Annotated in this window: 15 protein-coding genes and 2 tRNA genes; 13 read left to right on the top strand and 4 right to left on the bottom strand. The window is 70.4% G+C overall.

Annotated elements, in window-relative coordinates; genetic code table 11:
* Nucleotides 1-12: 12 nt before the first annotated feature.
* The 4 genes from FFT09_RS20545 to FFT09_RS20560 form a co-directional block, all read right to left on the bottom strand.
* Nucleotides 13-4,503 (bottom strand): DUF6531 domain-containing protein, encoded by a 4,491-nt coding sequence (locus FFT09_RS20545; protein WP_138383711.1) that lies wholly within the window; start codon nucleotides 4,501-4,503, stop codon nucleotides 13-15.
* Nucleotides 4,503-4,856, bottom strand: a complete 354-nt coding sequence (locus FFT09_RS20550) for a type VII secretion target (RefSeq protein WP_081194355.1) — start codon at nucleotides 4,854-4,856, stop codon at nucleotides 4,503-4,505. Before FFT09_RS20550 ends, FFT09_RS20545 begins: the two co-directional genes overlap by 1 nt.
* A gap of 97 nt (nucleotides 4,857-4,953) precedes the next feature.
* Nucleotides 4,954-6,798 carry a dihydroxy-acid dehydratase gene (ilvD, locus tag FFT09_RS20555; RefSeq protein ID WP_081194357.1) on the bottom strand — a complete coding sequence of 615 codons (1,845 nt, stop codon included), beginning with the start codon at nucleotides 6,796-6,798 and terminating at the stop codon, nucleotides 4,954-4,956.
* A gap of 52 nt (nucleotides 6,799-6,850) precedes the next feature.
* On the bottom strand, nucleotides 6,851-7,507 hold the full coding sequence (locus FFT09_RS20560) for a PH domain-containing protein (protein ID WP_244231440.1): 657 nt from the start codon (nucleotides 7,505-7,507) through the stop codon (nucleotides 6,851-6,853).
* A gap of 286 nt (nucleotides 7,508-7,793) precedes the next feature.
* Between FFT09_RS20560 and FFT09_RS20565 the strand changes: the two genes are divergently transcribed.
* The 13 genes from FFT09_RS20565 (at nucleotide 7,794) to FFT09_RS20625 (ending at nucleotide 20,556) form a co-directional block, all read left to right on the top strand.
* Nucleotides 7,794-9,656: an acetolactate synthase large subunit gene (locus FFT09_RS20565; protein WP_081194361.1), complete on the top strand. Its 1,863-nt coding sequence runs from the start codon at nucleotides 7,794-7,796 to the stop codon at nucleotides 9,654-9,656.
* A 55-nt stretch (nucleotides 9,657-9,711) separates the two neighbouring features.
* On the top strand, nucleotides 9,712-10,218 hold the full coding sequence (gene ilvN, locus FFT09_RS20570; RefSeq protein ID WP_081194363.1) for an acetolactate synthase small subunit: 507 nt from the start codon (nucleotides 9,712-9,714) through the stop codon (nucleotides 10,216-10,218).
* 48 nt (nucleotides 10,219-10,266) lie between these two features.
* A complete protein-coding gene (ilvC, locus tag FFT09_RS20575; RefSeq protein ID WP_138383712.1) occupies nucleotides 10,267-11,280 on the top strand; it encodes a ketol-acid reductoisomerase in 1,014 nt (337 codons plus the stop codon).
* A gap of 111 nt (nucleotides 11,281-11,391) precedes the next feature.
* The gene (locus FFT09_RS20580; RefSeq protein ID WP_024876669.1) at nucleotides 11,392-11,676 is read left to right on the top strand and encodes a DUF397 domain-containing protein; all 285 of its coding nucleotides are present in this window, start codon (nucleotides 11,392-11,394) and stop codon (nucleotides 11,674-11,676) included.
* Nucleotides 11,677-11,889: 213 nt separating this feature from the next.
* Nucleotides 11,890-13,485 (top strand): phosphoglycerate dehydrogenase, encoded by a 1,596-nt coding sequence (gene serA / locus FFT09_RS20585; RefSeq protein WP_081194369.1) that lies wholly within the window; start codon nucleotides 11,890-11,892, stop codon nucleotides 13,483-13,485.
* A gap of 268 nt (nucleotides 13,486-13,753) precedes the next feature.
* Nucleotides 13,754-14,794 carry a 3-isopropylmalate dehydrogenase gene (locus tag FFT09_RS20590; protein ID WP_024876667.1) on the top strand — a complete coding sequence of 347 codons (1,041 nt, stop codon included), beginning with the start codon at nucleotides 13,754-13,756 and terminating at the stop codon, nucleotides 14,792-14,794.
* A gap of 53 nt (nucleotides 14,795-14,847) precedes the next feature.
* Complete coding sequence (locus FFT09_RS20595; protein WP_024876666.1) at nucleotides 14,848-15,096, top strand: hypothetical protein; 249 nt, start codon at nucleotides 14,848-14,850, stop codon at nucleotides 15,094-15,096.
* Between the two features lie 189 nt (nucleotides 15,097-15,285).
* Nucleotides 15,286-16,893 carry a citramalate synthase gene (gene cimA / locus FFT09_RS20600; RefSeq protein WP_081194373.1) on the top strand — a complete coding sequence of 536 codons (1,608 nt, stop codon included), beginning with the start codon at nucleotides 15,286-15,288 and terminating at the stop codon, nucleotides 16,891-16,893.
* 178 nt (nucleotides 16,894-17,071) lie between these two features.
* Complete coding sequence (locus FFT09_RS20605; RefSeq protein WP_081194589.1) at nucleotides 17,072-17,851, top strand: fumarylacetoacetate hydrolase family protein; 780 nt, start codon at nucleotides 17,072-17,074, stop codon at nucleotides 17,849-17,851.
* Between the two features lie 51 nt (nucleotides 17,852-17,902).
* Complete coding sequence (gene gltX, locus FFT09_RS20610) at nucleotides 17,903-19,384, top strand: glutamate--tRNA ligase (protein WP_081194375.1); 1,482 nt, start codon at nucleotides 17,903-17,905, stop codon at nucleotides 19,382-19,384.
* A gap of 176 nt (nucleotides 19,385-19,560) precedes the next feature.
* Nucleotides 19,561-20,259 (top strand): HAD family hydrolase, encoded by a 699-nt coding sequence (locus FFT09_RS20615; protein WP_081194591.1) that lies wholly within the window; start codon nucleotides 19,561-19,563, stop codon nucleotides 20,257-20,259.
* Nucleotides 20,260-20,360: 101 nt separating this feature from the next.
* A tRNA-Gln gene (locus tag FFT09_RS20620) sits at nucleotides 20,361-20,432 on the top strand.
* A gap of 51 nt (nucleotides 20,433-20,483) precedes the next feature.
* Nucleotides 20,484-20,556, top strand: a tRNA-Glu gene (locus FFT09_RS20625).
* Nucleotides 20,557-20,744 lie beyond the last annotated feature (188 nt).

The following is a 20,744-nucleotide window of genomic DNA, read 5'->3' on the forward strand; positions in this document are numbered from 1 at the left end:
CGCTCCCTCGCGTCACGACCCCGGCGGGGCCACGCCGTAGAACATGTGGTGGCTGCCGCCGATCTGACTGTAGCGTTCGATCTCGCTGTTCGGCCGGTCGCTCCAGCCGAAGTCGACCATCTCGCGCGTCGGGTCGATCTTCGGTTGCCCCGCGTGGAAGTGCGGGCCGGGGGCGTTGGGGTCGCTGGTGTGCTCCGCGATCACCCGGGAGCCGTTGTCGGTTTCGAACTGCATGTAGCGGCCGTGGGTTCCGAGGTCCTCGGAGTGCCGGTAGTCGGGTTCGCCGTAGCGCAGATAGTCGTTGCCGACCTCCCACACCGCGTCCGGGTCGGTTCCCCGGGGGATACCCGCCCGGTCGTAGGCGGCGCCCAGCGCCTCGTCCCGCGTCTGGTAGTAGGTGTTGCACGCGGCGAGCCCCCACGGGTCGAGCCAGAGGGTGGGATTGGGCACGTAGGCGTGCGGGTTCGCGGCGGGCGCGAGGCCCAGCGGGTCGTTGCTGACATAGCGGCCGGTCTCGGGGTCGTAGTGCCGCTGGTAGTTGTAGTTCAGTCCGCTCTCGGGATCGTGGTACTGGCCAGGAAACCGCAGCGGGACGGACACCGCCGCGCGCTCCGACACGGTGGCGCCCCACACCGACCGTGCCGCGTGCCACGCCAGCCCGCCCTCGGCGTCCACCAGCTCCGTCGGGGTACCGGCCAGGTCGGTCACGATCGCGTGGAAGCGCTGGTCGATCCACTCCTGGGAGGCGGTGTCGGCGGGGTTGCGCCGCACCCGCGTCAGCTGGGTGAGCGGACGGTAGGAACCGGGCGCCCAGTCCCAGGTCGTCGCCGTGCCCGACGAGTGCACCTGTTCGGCGAGCACGGTGCCGTCCCAGGTGAACAGGACCTCCTCGGCGATCTCGCCACCGCCGTTCACGCGCTGCTTGGCGATCCGGCGGCCGAGCGCGTCGTAGCGGTAGCGCCAGCGCGCACCGTCCGGAGTGATCACCCCCACCAGCCGGTCCTCGGCGTTCCACGTGTAGTGCCAGACTCCGGGTTTGCGCGACAGGCGGGTCTTCTCGCGTCGCACGAGCCTGCCCTGCGCGTCGTAGTGGTAGCGGACCCCGCCCGCCGAGCGCACGAGGTTGCCCGCGAACTGCCGCGGTCCGGCGGCGTCGCCACCCGGCCACGACCCCGCCGCGACGTTGCCCAGCGCGTCGTAGGAGTACTGCTCGCGCCAGCCCGGTCCGGTGACATCGGTGATGCGCCCCACGGGATCGAGTTCGAACCGGCGTGGGCCCCCGACGCGGTCGTCGACGGCGGCCAGGTGGCCGTCGGCGTGGTAGTGGAACGTCCGCTCCTGTACCAGCCGCGCCGCCCTGCCACCGGGATTGCCCGCCGGGGTGCCCGCGCTCGTGGAGAGCGTCTGGGAGAGCAGGCGGTGGCCCGGCGTCCACGACTGGGCGAGCACGGTTCCGCCGTCGATGACGCGCTGGATCTCCCGGCCCGCAGCGTCGTAGCCGAACGTCACGTCCCGGCCCCCGGTGTGCAGCGCGGCGGGCCGGTGGTTCGCCGTGTAGCTCCAGCTCGACTCACTTCCCGTCGGGGTGCGTCGCAGAGTGCGTCTCCCCGCGGCGTCGTAGCCGTAGCCGCTGGTCCGCCCGTTGACCCGTTCCGCGAGAACCCTGCCGAGCGCGTCGCGGTGCAGGGTGACGTCCGCGTCGGAGTTCACCGCCCGCACGAGACGGCCCGCCGGGTCGAACTCGAACCGCGAGACCGCACCCTCGGCGTCGCGTTCCCGCACCCTGCCGAGTGCGTCGTAGGAGAAGCGGGTCGTCTCTCCCGCGCCGTTGGTCCTCGCCGTGAGCTGCCCCGCCGGATCGTACTCGTAGTGCAGCACCCTGCCGTTGAAGTCGGTCTCCCGCACGAGCCTGCCTGCCTCGTCGTAGACGTAGGTCCAGTCGAGCCCGTGCGACGTCGTCACGCTCGTGGGGCGGAGGTTGGCGTCGTAGCCGTACTGAAGCCACGACCCGTCGGGCAGCACCTGCCGTCTCGGCAGGTCGAAATGGGTCGTCTCGATGCGCGTGGCGCGTCCCATCGCGTCGGTGTAGGACACGGTGTTGCCCTCGCCGTCGTAGCGCCAGTGCTCCGTGGCACCGTGCGGGTCGGTCCGGGCCACCACCCTGCCCTCGACGTTGTAGCGGAAACGTGTGCGTCCCCCGAGCGGGTCGACGGTCTCCACGATGCGGCCGAACAGGTCCCGCACGTGGCGCATCGTGGCGCCGGCCGGGTCGGTGATCGCCACGGGGAGCCCGGCCGCGTCGGTGCGGACGGTGCGCCTCGCTCCGGTCTCGTCCACGGTCGCGACGTGGTGTCCGCGCTCGTCGTAGGTGTGCCTGCGGGTCGCGCCCGTGGGGTCGGTCAACGCGAGGAGGTTGCCGCGCTCGTCGTAGTCGTGGCGCCAGACGGCCCCGTCCGGGTCGGTCACGGTGACCGGCAGGCCGAGCTCGTTGTACTCGGCGCTCGACCGCGAGCCGTCGGGCCGGGTGACGGCGATGAGGTTGCCGTCCGCGTCATAGGTGTGGTGCGTGGTCCTCCCGAGTGCGTCGGTCCGCGTGACGAGCCGGTCGTGTTCGTCCCACTCGGACCGGACGCTTGCGCCGAGCGGGTCCGTCCGCACGGCGACGTTGCCCCGTTCGTCGAGCACGTAGGTGGTGATGTTGCCGAGCGCGTCGGTGAAGCGCGTGGTCCGGTTGCCGGGGTCGTAGGAGAAGGTTCCGTTCAGGAAGCCGCCGGAGCCCTGGTTGGCGACACAGCGGCCCTCGGAGTCGTAGAGGTAGCGGTACCACTCGCCGTTGCGGTCGATCCACCGCGTGAGGCGGCCCTCCGGGTCGTAGTCGAACCGCATCGCCCGGCCCGACGAGTTCACGACCTCGGTGAGCGCCCCGGTGTCGTCGTAGCCGTAGCGCAGAACCGTGGCCTCCCCGCCGCGCTGACCACGCAGGCGCAGCTCGGACACCCGACCCTGTTCGGTGGCCACGTCGACGTGGTAGCCGCCGTCGTGGCGCACAGCGGTGACGGCCCCGTCGGGGCCGCGGTCGATGTCGATGCGGTTGCCGTTGCGGTCGGCGATCGCGGCCAGCCGTGCGGTCCCCGACGCCGATGCGGCGGGGAAGTGCAGCACCCTGGCAGGCCCGCGGCGGGTCACCGTGTAGCCGTGCTCGGTGCGCCGCAGTGGCCACCGGGGGCCGAACCGGGGCAGCACCCGCCCGCCCCGTTCCGGCATCGGGTACACGAGGATCATGCCGTCGTCGGCGACGTAGACCACGCCGTCGGAGTCGAACTCCAGCCGCTGGTCCACTGTGGCCGCCCACGTGCGGCCGAACGACTCGCCCGCGCGGTATCCCGAGATGTGGGTGCGGCGGAGCACGAGCGGCAGGACGCCGGGCAGCGTCAGATCGGTCTGCCCCAGCACAACCTCGCCGCTGGCGATGTCGACCGGGTCGTTCTCGCACACCCGGAAGTCCTCCGGCGTGCGGGTCGTCTGCGGGTCCTGCGGGCGGGCGGGGTTGTCCGAGCCGGGGCGCGGACGGCCGGAGTCGCCGCCGTCACCGGACGACGCGCCGGTGCCCGTCGCCGAGCCGTCGCCACCCGACGACGGCGAGGTCTCCCGCGTGGCACCGCGTTCTTCGCTCAGCCCGCGCGCGTTGTCCACCGCGCTCGACGTCGAGGTGCGGACATCGCCTGCCGCGCTGGAGGCCTGGGTCGCGCCGTCGCGCACCGAGGACGCCCCGTCGCGGACGTCGGCCACACCCTGGCCGAGGTCGTTGGCGGAGTTCAGGGCGCTGTTGAGGTTGCCGGAACCGCCGAGCTGCGACAGCGCGGTGCCCACCGACGTGATGCCCCCGATGACCTGCTGGGCGCCCTCGATGATCGACCGGATGCCGTCGATCAAATCCATGATCGCGTTGTAGATCTGGATGCCGTCGTAGACGAGCTTGACGGCCCTGCCCCAGCCGACCACCGGGATCGGCAGCATCGCCGCGGCCTCGATCAGCTTGTTGACCAGCCGTTCGATCAGGTGGAGTGCCTGGTCACACGCGCGCTTGGACCCGTCGGCGACCTTGCTGAGCGCGACGCCGATGAGCTTCGCGGTCTGCGCGTCGGCCTCGATCCCGAGCGTCCACGTGGTCCCGATCAGCTCGGAGAAACTCTCGGCCGCATCACCCGCCCACGCGGGGCGTAGCTCCTCCAGCCCCGCGTTGAGGTTGTTGCGCACGGCCTGGAGGGCGTCACGCACGTTGTTCCACTGCGCCGCCGCCTCGGCGATCTTCTCGAAGTCACCCGTGATGGGCGTGATGATGGAGGACACGAGGTCCTCGCCGACCACCTTCTGCCACACCCAGTTGACCGCCTGCACCTGGAAGCCCGCGTCGGCGATCGCGTCCTCGATCGAGGATCCGCCCGCGAGGCCGGGGTCCTGCGCCAGCAGTGCCGCCGGGTCCTCCACGTCCGCGTACGCCATCACGCACCCCCGACGGTCACGTCGCGGGCGCCCTCGACCAGGCCGCCGAGCCTGCCCAGTTCGGCGCTCGACGCCTCCTCACGCGCGTCGTACCGGTCGGCCGCGGTGAGGAGGTCGTCGCGGACCTCGGTCATCCGGTCGTGGGCGAACTCCACCGTCTCGGTGTAGAGGCCGACCACGCCGGTGACGACGGGCGCCAGCAGTTCGAGCAGTCCGGTGTAGCCGCTCGTGTCGCCGCCGCGTTCGGCGGCGTGCCGTCCGATGGCGGTGAAGTGCCGGGCCTGCCGATCCGCGAGGTCCGCATACCCTCGAAGTTCGCCGGTCTCTACCTGGTGTCCTCCGCCGTCCGGCATAGCCAACCCCCCACTCGTCCGCCGAATTGCCGATCTGACGTACGAGCGGTGTGTCCGGTTCCGGGCGTCCACGCCCGGGGAGGGGAAGGGGGCTGGCTCAGCGGTTCGGGTCGCGCACCGCGCCCGTGTCGGCCGAGGTCGCCATGCGGGCGTAGGCGCGCAGCGCCCCGGTGATCGGGCGGTCCCGGTCGGCGGGCTGCCACGGCCGCTCGGCGGCCTCCATCTTCGCGCGCCGCTCGGTGAGCACGTCGTCGTCGACGAGCAGCGACAGCGTGCGCTCGCGCACGTCGATCAGGATGCGGTCGCCGTTGCGCACGAGCCCGATGGCACCACCCGCGGCGGCCTCGGGGGAGATGTGTCCTACCGAGATGCCCGACGAGCCGCCCGAGAAGCGCCCGTCGGTGATCAGCGCGCACTTCGCACCGAGGCCCGCGCCCTTGAGGAAAGCAGTGGGGTGCAGCATCTCCTGCATTCCCGGTCCACCCGAGGGGCCCTCGTAGCGCACCACGATCACCTCGCCGGGGCGTACCTCCTTGTTGAGGATCGCCGAGACGGCCTCCTCCTGGCTCTCGACCACGCGGGCGGGTCCCTCGAAGTGCCACAGTGCCTCGTCGATGCCCGCCGACTTGATCACCGCGCCGTTCTCGGCGAGATTGCCGCGCAGCACGGTGAGTCCGCCGCTGGCCGTGTAGGCGTGGGCGACGTCGCGGATGCAGCCCTCGGCGGCGTCGGTGTCCAGGGAGGACCACCGGTTACCGGTCGAGAACGCCTCCGTGGTGCGGACCCCGCCCGGGGCGGCGTGGAACAGCTCCCAGGCGCGCTCCGACACGGTCTCGGCTCGGATGTCCCAAGTGGACAACCAGTCGGACAGCGAGGAAGCGTGGACCGCGTGAACGTCGGTGTTGAGAAAGCCGCCCCGGTACAGCTCACCGAGGATCGCGGGAATTCCACCGGCCCGGTGGACGTCCTCCATGTGGTAGTCCGAGTTCGGTGCCACCTTGGACAGGCACGGCACCGTCCGCCCGATGCGGTCGATGTCGTCGAGCGTGAAGTCGATCTCGCCCTCCCGCGCGGCGGCGAGAACGTGCAGCACCGTGTTGGTGGACCCGCCCATCGCCATGTCGAGCGCCATCGCGTTCTCGAACGCCTCGCGCGACGCGATGGACCTCGGCAGCGCCGACTCGTCGTCCTCTCCGTACCAGCGGTGGCACAGTTCCACGACCGTGCGCCCCGCGTCGGTGAACAGGTCGCGCCGCGCGGCGTGGGTGGCGAGCGTGGAGCCGTTGCCGGGAAGTGAGAGGCCGAGTGCCTCGGTGAGGCAGTTCATCGAGTTGGCCGTGAACATGCCGGAGCACGAGCCGCAGGTCGGGCACGCCGAGCGTTCCACAACGGACAACCCGTCGTCGTCGACGGCCGAGTTCGCGGACGCCGCGATGGTGGTGATGAGGTCGGTGGGTGCCTGAGCCACGCCGTCGACCACCACGGCCTTGCCCGCCTCCATGGGGCCGCCGGAGACGAACACGACCGGGATGTTGAGCCGCATCGCGGCGTTGAGCATCCCCGGCGTGATCTTGTCGCAGTTCGAGATGCACACCAGCGCGTCGGCCTGGTGTGCGTTGGCCATGTACTCCACCGAGTCGGCGATGATCTCGCGCGACGGCAGCGAGTAGAGCATCCCGCTGTGGCCCATCGCGATGCCGTCGTCGACCGCGATCGTGTGGAACTCGCGCGGCACACCACCGGCCTCGCGCACGGCCTCCGCGACGACCTCGCCGAGGTCCTTGAGGTGGACGTGTCCCGGCACGAACTGGGTGTACGAGTTGGCGATCGCGACGATCGGCTTGCCGAAGTCGCTGTCGGTCATGCCGGTCGCGCGCCACAGGGAGCGGGCTCCCGCGGCGTTGCGGCCGTGGGTCGTGGTTCGGGAACGCAGAGCAGGCATGGGCGAGAGCGTACGCCCGTCGTGCGGGCCCCCGTGCGCCGGTCGTGCCCGGTCAGCCGGACTTCTCGCCACCGCCGGGCTCGTCGCGGGTGGCCGTGTCGTCCGCAGTGTCGTCCGCGGATTCGTCGGTGGCGTCCCCGGTGGCTTCCGCCGGGACGGCGCCGGCGCGGCCGGGTTCCGGCTCGGCACCGGGCTCGGCATCGGACTCGGCAGCGGGCTCCGTGGGCTCGTCGAGCACGCCCGACGGGTCGGGCAGCCTGCCCTCGCTCACCAGCGAGAGCACCGGGAGGTGGCGGGTGCGGACCGAGGGCAGCGCCACGGTGGTGTCGTCCTGGCACACCGCCGTGACCGTGGACTTCGGGGTGATGCGCAGCCCCTTCACCGCGGCCCACGGCAGCTCTTTGGTGCCCAGCAGGGTCCGCACGGTGAGGCCCTCCCGCGTCGCGACGGTGCGCGTCCGCATGATCCAGACGGCGGCCACGATCGGGATGAGCAGGAACACCATCAGGTACGGCGCCGAGGCCGCGAAGGGAAACACACCCATGAACAGCATCAGGACCCCGATGAGGGCGGTCCCGGGAACGCGGAACACCGCCGTCTGCCCGCGCGAGCCGGAGCTGCCGGTGCTGCCGGTGCTGCCACTGTCTGGAGTCCCGCTGTCCGGCCGCCGTGTCGCCGTCATCGTCGCGTCCTGCCTTCCCTGCGCCACGTATCGATGGTGCACCGCAGGTCGGCGGCCGTCTCACGCGGGGGCGTCCGACGGTCGGACGGTCCAGTATCCGGGATCACGATCCCGCAGAGTTGACACCGCTGACCGGGGGCGATTAACGTCGTCGCCGTGACACCGCAGATTCTCGTACTTCCCCAGCGCATCGGCGCGTAGGGAACGTCTCTGCGTCGATGCGCGACCCTCGTGCGACCACTCCTGGTCGGCGGGGGTTTTTTCATGCGAAGACCCCGACAACCCGCACACCGAGACCACGAGGCGAGAACCGATGACAAGCGCCACCTCGCGATCGGACACGAACGCCGGGTCGACACCGGACACGGCGTCGTCCGGCCACTCTGGCCCCCGTCCCAAGCCCGCGCCACCGGCAGGAACACCCGTTCGGGTGACGGGTGCGCAGTCGCTCGTGCGGGCGCTCGAGGCCGTCGGCGTCGAGGTGGTCTTCGGCATTCCCGGCGGCACCATCCTGCCCGCGTACGACCCGCTGCTGGACTCCACGAAGGTCCGGCACGTGCTCGTGCGGCACGAGCAGGGCGCAGGGCACGCGGCGACCGGCTACGCCCAGGCCACCGGCAAGGTCGGCGTCTGCATGGCGACCTCGGGGCCCGGCGCCACGAACCTCGTGACCCCGCTGGCGGACGCGCACATGGACTCGGTGCCCCTCGTGGCGGTCACCGGGCAGCAGTCCCGGGCCCTCATCGGTACCGACGCCTTCCAGGAAGCCGACATCTGCGGCATCACGATGCCGATCACCAAGCACAACTTCCTCGTCACCGATCCCGCCGACATCCCCAGGGCGATCGCCGAGGCGTTCCACCTGGCGAGCACCGGCAGGCCGGGCCCCGTTCTCGTGGACATCCCCAAGGACGTGCTGCAGGAGACCACGTCTTTCGCCTGGCCGCCGGACATGAACCTGCCCGGCTACCGGCCGACGCTGCGCCCGCACGGCAAGCAGGTCAGGGAGGCGGCGCGGCTGATCCGCGACTCGCGCCGTCCCGTCCTCTACGTGGGCGGCGGTGTGCTCAAGGCCAAGGCGTCCGAGCACCTGCGGGAACTGGCCGAACTCACGGGCATTCCGGTGGTCACCACGCTGATGGCGCGTGGAGCCTTCCCCGACTCGCACCCGCAGCACCTGGGCATGCCCGGCATGCACGGCTCGGTCGCCGCCGTGGCCGCCATGCAGCGGGCCGATCTGCTGCTGGCGCTGGGCGCCCGGTTCGACGACCGCGTCACCGGCAGGCTCGACTCGTTCGCGCCCGACGCCACCGTGGTGCACGCCGACATCGACCCCGCCGAGATCTCCAAGAACCGCAAGGCCGACGTGCCCATCGTCGGCGACTGCGCTGAGATCATCACCGAGTTGATCGCGGCGGTGAAGGCCGAGGTCGCGGATACCGACGAACCCGACCTGTCCGCGTGGTGGACCCAGCTGGACTCGTGGCGGGGCACCTTCCCCGCCGGGTACGAGTGGCCCTCCGACGGCACGCTGTCGCCGCAGTACGTCATCGAGCGGATCGGGGACATCGCCGGGCCGGACGCCGTCTACGCGGCCGGTGTCGGCCAGCACCAGATGTGGGCGGCGCAGTTCATCAAGTACGAGAAGCCGGCGACGTGGATCAACTCCGGCGGCCTCGGGACGATGGGCTTCGCGGTGCCTGCCGCGATGGGAGCCCAGTTCGGCAGGCCGGGCACCCCGGTGTGGGCCATCGACGGCGACGGCTGCTTCCAGATGACCAACCAGGAGCTGGCGACGTGCGCCATCGAGGGCGCGCCCATCAAGGTCGCCGTGATCAACAACGGCAACCTCGGCATGGTCCGCCAGTGGCAGAACCTGTTCTACTCCGAGCGCTACTCCAACACCGACCTCGGCACGCACAAGCACCGCATCCCCGACTTCGCGCTGCTCGCGGAGGCGCTCGGGTGCGCGGGCCTGCGCTGCGAGACGAAGGACGGGGTCGACGACGTCGTGCGCAGGGCGATGGAGATCAACGACCGGCCCGTCGTCATCGACTTCGTCGTCGGCAAGGACGCGCAGGTGTGGCCGATGGTCGCCGCCGGAACCGGCAACGACGAGATCATGGCCGCGCGGGGGATCCGGCCGCTGTTCGACGACGACGAGGTGGCGCCATGACCGCAGGCGGTGCGGCACACGCGGGATCCGAGAACCAGAAGGAGCGGCAACGACCATGAGCAACCACACGCTGAGCGTCCTGGTCGAGAACGTCCCGGGCGTGCTCGCCAGGGTGTCCGGCCTGTTCTCCCGCCGTGGCTTCAACATCGAGTCCCTCGCCGTCGGACCCACGGAGAACCCGGAGGTGTCCCGGATGACGATCGTGGTCGCCGTCGAGCAGCAGCCGCTCGAACAGGTGACCAAACAGCTCAACAAGCTGGTCAACGTCATCAAGATCGTCGAACTGAACCCGGCCCAGTCGGTGCAGCGCGAACTGCTGCTCGTCAAGGTCAGGGCCGACGCCACGGTCCGCAGCCAGGTGCTGGAGACCGTGCAGCTGTTCCGCGCCAAGGTCGTCGACGTCTCACCCGAGGCGCTCACGATCGAGGCCACCGGCACCAGCGACAAGATCAGCGCACTGTTGCGCATGCTGGAGCCGTACGGCGTGCGTGAACTCGTGCAGTCGGGCATGGTCGCGGTGGGCCGGGGCGCCCGCTCGATCACGGCGACGGCGACCCGCTGACGCCGCTCGCTCGCCCAGCTCTCTCAACGAAAGGAAGTACCACCCCTCATGTCAGTCGAAATCTTCTACGACGCCGACGCCGACCTCGGCATCATCCAGGGTCGCAAGGTCGCCGTGATCGGGTACGGCAGCCAGGGGCACGCGCACGCGCTGAGCCTGCGGGACTCGGGTGTCGACGTCCGGATCGGGCTCGCCGAGGGGTCGAAGTCGCGGGCCAAGGCCGAGGACGAGGGCCTTCGGGTGTGCACGACCGCCGAGGCGGCCGCCGAGGCCGACGTCATCATGATCCTGACGCCGGACACCAAGCAGCGGGCCATCTACGAGCAGGACATCGCACCCCACCTCAAGGACGGTGACGCGCTGTTCTTCGGGCACGGCTTCAACATCCGGTACGGCCTCATCAAGCCGCCGGCCAACGTGGACGTCGCGATGGTGGCTCCGAAGGGCCCGGGGCACCTGGTGCGCAGGCAGTTCGTCGACGGCAAGGGGGTGCCGTGCCTGATCGCCGTCGAGCAGGACCCGAGTGGCGGCGCCCAAACGCTGGCGCTGGCGTACGCCGCGGCGATCGGCGGCGCGCGGGCCGGTGTGATCAAGACGACCTTCACGGAGGAGACCGAGACCGACCTCTTCGGGGAGCAGGCCGTGCTGTGCGGCGGCGCGTCGGCGCTGGTGCAGACGGGCTTCGAGGTGCTGACCGAGGCGGGCTACGCGCCGGAGATCGCCTACTTCGAGGTGTTGCACGAGCTGAAGCTGATCGTGGACCTCATGTACGAGGGCGGCATCGCCCGCATGCGCTACTCGATCTCGGACACCGCCGAGTACGGCGACCTCACCCGCGGTCCGCGGGTCATCACGCCCGAGGTCAAGGAAAACATGAAAGCGATTCTGCGTGAGGTTCAGGACGGCACATTCGCCAAGGAATGGGTCTCCGAGGACGAGCAGGGTCGCCCGCAATTCAGCAAGTTGCAGAAAGCAGGTGAGCAGCACTCGATCGAGGAGACCGGTCGCAAGCTGCGCGGCCTGATGTCGTGGGTGGACCGGCCGATCACCGAGACCGCCTGACCAGGTTCGATCCCGGTCCTCGGCAGCGCGGCGGCTGCCGGGGACCGGATTCGAATCCGTGCCTATTCGACAATGGCGGGAATGTCCGGCGGTGTCCTACGCTGGCCCCCCATGAAGAATGACTCTCCCGTCGTCGACGACAAGTTCTCCCTCCGCGACGAACTCGACCTTTCCGGTGCGGAGTGGAAAAGCCTGCCCGGCGCCACGCCCGGCGCCCCGGCAACGGTCGAGTACGCCTTCGTCACCCACGGCGATGTCACCTCCGTCACCCCCGTCACCTATGTCCTGCTGAGACAGCACACGTCGGACGGGCCCACGGTCCTCGTGTTCACGCCGTCCGAATGGGACGCCTTCCTGCTCGGAGCCAGGGACGGCGAGTTCGACCGCCCCGAGTAGCCGTGTCCGCAGCTCCGGTAGCCGTGTCCGCATCCTGCGTCGTCGAGTCCGCAGTCCCCGTCGTCACCCAGGGCACACGCCCATCTCCCTCTGTGGACGCATTGCTATTGGGGGCGTCGGGACTAGACTCCGGTCTCTGAGGCCACAGTGTCGTGGCCGGTCTGTGAGCGCGTCCGCGAACGGTTCCCCATCTTCAGAGACGAAAGGCGCATCGTGAGCAATTCCAGCCAGCCCGTCGTTCTCCTCGCCGAGAAGCTCGCTCCCTCCGCGGTCGGCGTCTTCGGTGACGAGGTCGAGGTCCGGCACGTGGACGGCACCGACCGCCCCGCGCTGCTCCAGGCGGTGAAGGACGCCGACGCGCTTCTGGTGCGCTCCGCGACGAAGGTCGACAAGGAAGTCCTCGCCGAGGCCGAGAAGTTGAAGGTCGTGGGCCGCGCGGGGGTGGGGCTCGACAACGTCGACGTCCCCTCGGCGACCGAGCGCGGTGTCCTCGTGGTCAACGCCCCGACGTCCAACATCGTGTCGGCCGCGGAACACGCGGTCGCGCTGCTGCTCTCCGTGGCGCGCCGGGTTCCGGCCGCGGACCAGAGCCTGCGCGGCGGCGAGTGGAAGCGCAGCTCGTACACGGGTGTGGAGCTGTCCGGCAAGACGGTCGGCGTGGTCGGGTTCGGCAAGATCGGCCAGCTGGTCGCGACCCGCCTCGGCGCGTTCGACACGACCCTGATCGCCTACGACCCGTACGCCTCCCCGGCTCGGGCGGCGCAGCTCGGTGTCGAGCTCGTGTCGCTGGACGAGCTGCTCCAGCGGGCCGACGCGATCTCGATCCACCTCCCGAAGACGCCGGAGACGAAGGGCCTCATCGACGCCGCCGCGTTGTCGAAGGTCAAGGACGGCGTCATCGTCGTCAACGCAGCCAGGGGCGGACTCGTGGACGAGTCGGCGCTGGCCGACGCCGTCCGCGAGGGGCGGGTGGCCGGTGCGGGCGTCGACGTCTTCGCCGAGGAACCCACCACCTCCAGCCCGCTGTTCGAGCTCCCCAACGTGGTCGTCACGCCGCACCTCGGTGCCTCGACCCGCGAGGCGCAGGACCGCGCCGGCACCGACGTGGCACGGTCGGTGCTGCTGGCGTTGCGCGGTGATTTCGTCCCCGATGCGGTCAACGTCGCCAGCGGTGTCGTCGGCGAGGAGGTCCGCCCGTACCTCGCGCTGACGCAGAAGCTCGGCACGGTGCTGTCGGCGTTCAGCACGAAGGCTCCGGCGTCGGTGTCCGTGACCGCGAGCGGTGAGCTGGCCGCCGAGGACGTCAGCGTCCTGCAGCTGGCGGCGCTGCGCGGGGTGTTCTCAGGCGTCGTGGAGGACCAGGTCACGTTCGTCAACGCGCCCCGGCTGGCCGAGGAACTCGGCGTGCAGGTGAGCGTGACGACCGAGCCGGAGAGCCAGAACTACCGCAGCCAGGTCACGGTGCGCACCGTCCATGCGGACGGCAGCGCGCACTCGGTGGCCGGAGCCGTGACCGGCAAGGACGAGGTGCCCAAGCTGATCGAGGTGAACGGCAGGCACTTCGACATCCGTGCCGAGGGCCACATGCTGCTGCTGGAGTACCCGGACCGCCCGGGCATCATGGGCCGGGTCGGCACGCTGCTGGGTGAGGCGGGCATCAACATCGAGGCCGCCCAGATCAGCCAGACCACCGACCGTTCCGACGCGGTGATGCTGCTGCGCGTGGACCGTGCGGTGGACAGCCACATGCTGGAGCCCATCGGAGCCACCGTCGACGCACGGCGCATCCGCGCGGTGACGTTCGAGTAGGCACGTCGGTACGGGGCGCGTGCCGGGCCAGGGTCCGGCCGGCTCCACTATGGAACGACTCCGGCGGGGCGTCGCCTCCGCCGGGGTCGTCGTCAACGGCCCGATTCCGCCTGCTGGTATGACACGATTGAGTGACGGGTTGCCCGCCGACTGCGGCGTATGGGTGGTCGTGCTTCGGCCGATTGTCCACCACCGGTAACCTGCCGTCGCTGGAGTTCGATCGCGGAGGGCTTCCGGAACGCCGGGTGCCTGACTGACGGAGGTGTGAATGCGGCTCGCTGTGATCCCCGGTGACGGGATCGGGCCCGAGGTCGTGACCGAGGCGCTGAAGGTGCTGGCCGAGGTCGTCCCGAATGCCGAGATCACGAAGTACGACCTCGGCGCGGCCCGGTGGCACTCCACGGGCGAGTTGCTGCCCGAGTCGGTGCTGGGCGAGCTTCGCCAGCACGATGCCATCCTGCTCGGCGCCGTCGGCGACCCGAGCGTGCCCAGCGGCATCCTGGAGCGCGGGCTGCTGCTGCGGCTGCGGTTCGAACTCGACCACCACGTCAATCTCCGTCCCGGGCGCCTGTACCCGGGCGTGCGGGGTCCCCTGGTCGACCCCGGGGACGTCGATCTCCTGGTGGTGCGCGAGGGCACGGAGGGCCCGTACGCGGGCAACGGCGGGCTGCTGCGCAAGGACACGGAGCAGGAGATCGCCACCGAGGTCAGCGTCAACACGGCCTTCGGTGTGCGTCGCGTCGTCGCCGACGCCTTCGCCCGCGCCCAGGAGCGCCCGCGCAAGCACCTCACACTCGTCCACAAGACCAACGTCCTCGAACACGCGGGCTCGCTGTGGTCACGCATCGTCGAGGAGGAGTCGCTGCAGCACCCCGAGGTGACCGTGGCGTACTCGCACGTCGACGCCGCCACGATCCACCTCGTGACCGATCCCAGCCGATTCGACGTGATCGTCACCGACAACCTGTTCGGCGACATCATCACCGATCTCGTCGCCGCGGTGACCGGCGGTATCGGCCTCGCCGCGAGTGGCAACCTCGACATCACCCGCCGTAATCCCAGCATGTTCGAGCCGGTCCACGGCAGCGCGCCCGACATCGCCGGGCAGAGCCTCGCCGACCCCACCGCCGCCGTCCTGTCGGTGGCGTTGCTGCTCGACCACCTCGGCGAGAAGGAAGCCGCCCGCCGGATCGAGGCCTCGGTGGCGTTCGACCTCGCCACCCGCGACCAGAACTCGCCAGGGAGCACCCAGGGGATCGGCGACCGCCTCGCCGCGCTGGTCTCGTCGAACGCGCGACAGGCGAGCTGAGCGACCCGGGGCGCGCGTCGTTTCCGCGCGTGGCTCCGGGGTACTCGCCGCTCATGCGTACCTGGTTGAGAAAGCTGCTGGGGCGCCGGGAACCGGCGTCGTCCAGCGCTCCGGAGGCCGACGCCGCCGACGACCCCGCCGTGTCGCGGGCACGACCCACCGGTGGCCGACCCGGTGACGAGCGGGGTGACAACCAGTCGAGCACCGGGCCCGGGCACAACGACACCGTCGTGGGCAGGATCTCGGGCGACGATCTCGGCTACGCGGGTGAAACGGGCGCCGAGCGGCGCAGCGAGGACTAGATTCACCGGCGTTCTCGACGGCGGCTGGGAGAACTGTGGCAGGATGGCGGGCGTGACCACCACTCACGTGATCATTATCGGCAGGCGCGCCGGGTAGTGCTGACAGCTTCGGCACCCGGCGCGCAGACCTCTCGCATTCAGCGGGGGGTCTTTTTTTGTTGGTCCGCTCAACCGTCGCAAGGAGACACCGTGAGTCGCACGGAACCCGCAGGCACCCCGCTCGGGGACCAGTTCCACCTCTACGACACGACACTGCGCGACGGGGCCCAGCGGGAGGGCATCGCGTACTCCGTGGCCGACAAGCTCGCCGTCGCGAGGCTGCTCGACGAGCTGGGTGTCGGTTTCATCGAGGGCGGCTGGCCCGGCGCGCTGCCGAAGGACACAGAGTTCTTCGCCAGGGCGGCGAGCGGGGAGCTTTCGTTGCGGCACGCGGTGCTCGTGGCGTTCGGCGCCACCCGCCGGGCCGGACTGGCCGTCGCCGAGGACCCGCAGGTGCGGGCGCTGCTGGACTCGCAGGCACCCGTCGTGACGCTGGTGGCGAAGTCGGACGTGCGCCACATCGAGCGCGCCCTGCGCGTGGACGTGGCCGAGGCGTGCGCGATGGTGCGGGACACGGTGTCGTTTCTCGCCGGAGAGGGCCGCCGCGTGTTCGTGGACGCGGAGCACTTCTTCGACGGCTACGCCCACGATCCGGACACCGCGCTGCGCGTGCTCGACGCGGCGGGATCGGCGGGCGCGGACGTGGTGGTGCTGTGTGACACCAACGGCGGCCGGCTGCCGCTGGGCGTGGCCGACACGGTGCGGGAGGTCGCCGAACGCACGGGGCTGCGACTGGGCATCCACTGCCAGGACGACACGGCGTGCGCGGTGGCCAACAGCGTCGCCGCGGTGCAGGCCGGTGTCACCCACGTCCAGTGCACCGCCAACGGCTACGGCGAGCGCGCGGGTAACGCCGACCTGTTCGCCGTGGCGGGCAATCTCGCCGCGAAGCTGGGGATGCCGGTGCTGCCGGAGGGGCGGGCCGCCGAGCTGACCCGCACGGCCCACGCGATCGCCGAGATCGCCAACATCGCCCCCGACCCGCACCAGGCGTACGTGGGCTCGTCGGCGTTCGCCCACAAGGCCGGGCTGCACGCCAGCGCCATCAAGGTCGATCCGCTGCTCTACAACCACATCGACCCCGGCGTGGTGGGCAACGACATGCGGGTGCTGGTCACGGAGATGGCGGGCAGGGCGAGTCTCGAACTCAAGGGTGCCCAGCTCGGCATGGATCTGGCCGACAGGCCCGAGGTGCTGAACTCGGCGCTGAAGAAGGTCAAGGCACTGGAGGCGGAGGGCTGGTCGTTCGAGGCCGCCGACGCCTCGCTGGAGCTGCTGCTGCGCTCGGAGGCCGACGGTGCTCCCGCGGACTCGCCGTTCCTGCTGGAGTCCTACCGGGTGGTGCTCGACCACCGCTCCGGCGGCGACGTCGTGTCGGAGGCGACGGTCAAGGTGCGGGTGGGCGGTGAGCGGGTGATCGCCACCGCCGAGGGAAACGGTCCCGTACACGCGCTGGACGCCGCACTGCGGCAGGCGCTGCGCGGGCACCTGTCCTGGTTGGACAGCGTGGAGCTGGCCGACTACAAGGTGCGCATCCTCGCCTCGACACCGGGAACCGACGCGGTGACACGGGTGCTGGTGGAGTCCCGGGACGGGGAGCGCACGTGGACGACCGTGGGAGTGCATCCGAACATCGTCGAGGCCAGTTGGCTGGCCCTGTGCGACGCGCTGGTACACAAGTCTCAGCGGCAACGCTGACGCCGTGTCCGCAGCCTGCGTAGCCGAGTTTGCACCGCACGATGCGGACACGGCTACGCCAGCTGCGGACACGGCTACGCCAGCTGCGGACACGGCTACGTAACTTGCGGACACGGCTACGCCAGCTGCGGACACGGCTGCGGGGCGGGCTTCGGGGCGTCACGTTAGGATGGCGGTCGTGCGTCTGGCTCGAATCGCTCATCCTGATGGCGTCGCGTTCGGCTCGATCGAGGCCGAGGGCGACAACGACGAGGCGGCCCAGGTCCTGGAGATCGCCGACCACCCGTTCGGGCAACCGAACTTCACCGGGCGGCGGTGGCCGCTGGCCGATGTCCGGGTGCTGGCTCCGATCCTGCCGACCAAGGTCATCGCGGTGGGCCGCAACTACACCAAGCACGCCGAGGAGTTCGGCAACGAGGTCCCGGCCGACCCGATGATCTTCCTCAAGCCGTCGACGAGCGTGATCGGGCCGAACGCGCCGATCAAGCTGCCGCCCGCGTCCTCGCGGGTCGACTTCGAGGGCGAGCTGGCCGTGGTCATCGGTCAGCCGGTCAAGAACGTCCCGGCCGACCGGGCGGGCGCGGCGATCCTCGGTTACACGGTCGCCAACGACGTCACCGCGCGGGATCTCCAGTCCGCCGACGGCCAGTGGGGCAGGGCGAAGGGCTTCGACACCTTCTGCCCCGTCGGGCCGTGGATCGCCACCTCGGTCGATCCGGCCGACCTCGCGTTGCGCTCCGAGGTCGACGGCGTGGTGAAGCAGGACGGCCGTACCTCGGATTTGGTGCACACGGTGCCCGAGCTCGTCGCGTTCGTGTCGTCGGTGATGACGCTGCTGCCCGGCGACATGATCCTCACCGGCACGCCGGAGGGAGTCGGCCCGATCGAGGCGGGGCAGAGTGTGTCGATCACCATCGACGGCATCGGCACCCTGACCAACCCGGTGCAGTCCGCCTGAGCAAGGCACCGCGCTGCGGGCTTCGCCGAGGGCGATACCCTGAACCCTGCTATGAGTGAGACCAAGGCCGTCCGCGCCCGCTTCTGCCCGTCGCCCACCGGAACCCCGCACGTCGGGCTGATCCGCACGGCGCTGTTCAACTGGGCGTTCGCCCGCCACCACGGCGGTTCGCTCGTGTTCCGCATCGAGGACACCGACGCGGCCCGGGACAGCGAGGAGTCCTACGCCGCGTTGCTCGACGCGCTGCGGTGGCTGGGCCTCGACTGGGACGAGGGGCCCGAGGCGGGCGGCGAGTACGGCCCGTACCGGCAGAGCGAGCGCGGTGCGGTCTACACCGATGTGGCGCGCCGGTTGCTCGACGCGGGGGAGCTGTACGAGGCGTTCTCCACCAACGAGGAGGTGGAGCAGCGTCGGCGGGCGGCGGGCCAGGACCCGAAGCTGGGCTACGACAACGCCGACCGCGACCTCACCGCAGAGCAGAAGCAGCGCTACCGGGACGAGGGCCGGGCGCCGGTGCTGCGCCTGCGCATGCCCGACGAGGACCTGACCTGGAACGACCTCGTGCGCGGCGAGATCACGTTCAAGGCGGGCACGATCCCCGATCCCGTGCTGGTGCGTGCCAACGGGCAGCCGCTGTACACGCTCACCAACCCGGTGGACGACGCGCTCATGCGGATCACACACGTGCTGCGCGGCGAGGATCTGCTGCCCTCGACACCGCGGCAGCTCGCGCTCTACGCCGCCCTGCGGCGCATCGGCGTCACGGACTTCACGCCCGAGTTCGGCCACCTGCCTTACGTCATGGGCGAGGGCAACAAGAAACTGTCCAAACGCGACCCGAAGTCGAACCTGTTCAACTACCGCGAGCAGGGATTCGTCCGGGAAGGGCTGCTGAACTACCTCGCGCTGCTCGGCTGGTCCATCGCCGACGACCGCGACGTCTTCACGGTCGACGAACTGGTCGACGCCTTCGAGATCACCAAGGTGAGCGCGAACCCGGCGCGGTTCGACCCCAAGAAGGCCGAGGCCATCAACGCCACCCACGTGCGCGCGCTGCCCACCGACGAGTTCGTGCGGCGCACGCTGCCCTACCTCAGCGCCGAGGGCGTCTTGCCGGAACAGCCCGATGCCGACCAGATCGAGCGGTTCCGCACGATCGCCCCACTCGTGCAGGAGCGCGTGACCGTGCTCGGCGACGCGGCCGGGCTCGTGCGTTTCCTGTTCGTCGACGAGGCGGCCTTCGCCCCGGAGGAGGCCGCCGCGACCAAGGCACTCGGCCCGGACTCCGAGCCCGTCCTGCGCGCCTCGATCGACTCGCTGGAGAACCTGGAGCAGTGGCGGGCCGACGCCATCGAGGCCGCGCTCAAGGAGGCCCTCGTCGATGGCCTGGGCCTCAAGCCCCGCAAGGCGTTCGCTCCCGTGCGCGTGGCGGTGACCGGGCGCACGGTGTCGCCGCCGTTGTACGAGTCGATGGAGCTGCTCGGTCGCGAGATTTCACTCGGGCGGTTGCGTCGCGCGCTGCCAGGCCACTGAGCGTAGACGACCTGGACCGAAACAGAGGCCGGTTTATCACCTACTCAGCAGAGTTGGCGAAGGCGAATCTGACCTAGCCTCGCGGAGTGGCTTCTGCGCTTGGCTCCCCATCGGCATCACACCCAGTCTCCGAATTCGACGGTGCTCCGCCCTGGACACCGCCGGAGCTGCGGTTGGTGTGCCTGGACATCGACGACACGCTCATCAACTTCACGGCGGCGGGCCGAAGATCGCTGGAAGGGCTCATCGGCCGGGCCGACATGTGGCCGTTGTGGGAGCGGGTGACCGATGACCACGTCGCGCGCGTCGTGGCGGGGGAGCTGGCCTACGCCGAGATGCACCGCAGCCGTACGGCGGCGTTCCTGGCCGAACTCGGCGTCCACGTCGATCCCGAGCAGGCCCTCGACTTCGAGGATCGCCGCACCGCGCTGCTGCGGCGGTCGTGGCGGCTCTTCGACGACGTGCTGCCGTGCCTGGAATGGCTCGCGACGGCGGGAGTGACGCTTGCCGCCGTGACCAACGCCTCCGGTGGGCATCAGCGGGAGAAACTGGCGCGCCTCGGGCTGGGGACGACGTTCGACTACGTCGCCATCGCGGGGGAGATGGGCGTCGCGAAGCCCGATCCCGTGATGTTCCACAAAGTCTGCTCCGCCGTGGGCTGTGATCCCGACCATGCCGTCCACGTCGGCGACAAGCTGACCACCGACGCCGTCGGAGCACGCGACGCGGGCCTGACGGGGGTGTGGCTCGACCGGCACGACACCGGCCCGGACGGCGGGGTGCCGGAGGGAGTGCAGGTCGTCCACACCCTTGCCGAACTTCCTGAGCTGCTGGTTTCGGAGTTCGCTCGGGTGGGGGTCCCGGCTCAGCGCTGAGCCCGTGCGCGACGGGGGGACCCCGTTGCCGGGCGAGTGCGGGCATGCTCTACTATTTCTTTCCAGCGGCGCCGAGCCGGAGAGATCCGGGGAAGCGCTGGTGGGGTATGGTGTAATCGGCAGCACGACTGATTCTGGTTCAGTTAGTCTAGGTTCGAGTCCTGGTACCCCAGCGCGAAGCGGAAAAACCAGTCTGGTAAGGTTCACTTCGCACACAACGACAAGCCCCCGTCGTCTAGCGGCCTAGGACGCCGGCCTCTCACGCCGGTAGCGTGGGTTCGAATCCCATCGGGGGTACAGAAAGAGCGGGAGAGCCCTCTCTGCGGACAGCGCAGAGGGGGCTCTTTCATTGTGTCTTGTGGGGGCCCAGCCCCCACACCCCAGCCGGGGGTCCGGGGGCGAGCCCCCGCGCACCCACAGTGCGAGCGAGGCGCGGGAGTGATCGGAGGAGCGGCGTGGCGCGCACGAACCACGGCACGGACGGT

Source organism: Saccharomonospora piscinae (genome assembly GCF_005862235.1).
Classification (GTDB): domain Bacteria; phylum Actinomycetota; class Actinomycetes; order Mycobacteriales; family Pseudonocardiaceae; genus Saccharomonospora; species Saccharomonospora piscinae.

What these genes read in the sequence shown, in the direction of transcription:
- FFT09_RS20545 (WP_138383711.1), bottom strand. Translation starts at nt 4,503, where the DNA reads ATGGCGTACGCGGACGTGGAGGACCCGGCGGCACTGCTGGCGCAGGAC.
- FFT09_RS20550 (WP_081194355.1), bottom strand. Translation starts at nt 4,856, where the DNA reads ATGCCGGACGGCGGAGGACACCAGGTAGAGACCGGCGAACTTCGAGGG.
- ilvD (WP_081194357.1), bottom strand. Translation starts at nt 6,798, where the DNA reads ATGCCTGCTCTGCGTTCCCGAACCACGACCCACGGCCGCAACGCCGCG.
- FFT09_RS20565 (WP_081194361.1), top strand. Translation starts at nt 7,794, where the DNA reads ATGACAAGCGCCACCTCGCGATCGGACACGAACGCCGGGTCGACACCG.
- ilvN (WP_081194363.1), top strand. Translation starts at nt 9,712, where the DNA reads ATGAGCAACCACACGCTGAGCGTCCTGGTCGAGAACGTCCCGGGCGTG.
- ilvC (WP_138383712.1), top strand. Translation starts at nt 10,267, where the DNA reads ATGTCAGTCGAAATCTTCTACGACGCCGACGCCGACCTCGGCATCATC.
- FFT09_RS20580 (WP_024876669.1), top strand. Translation starts at nt 11,392, where the DNA reads ATGAAGAATGACTCTCCCGTCGTCGACGACAAGTTCTCCCTCCGCGAC.
- FFT09_RS20590 (WP_024876667.1), top strand. Translation starts at nt 13,754, where the DNA reads ATGCGGCTCGCTGTGATCCCCGGTGACGGGATCGGGCCCGAGGTCGTG.
- FFT09_RS20595 (WP_024876666.1), top strand. Translation starts at nt 14,848, where the DNA reads ATGCGTACCTGGTTGAGAAAGCTGCTGGGGCGCCGGGAACCGGCGTCG.
- gltX (WP_081194375.1), top strand. Translation starts at nt 17,903, where the DNA reads ATGAGTGAGACCAAGGCCGTCCGCGCCCGCTTCTGCCCGTCGCCCACC.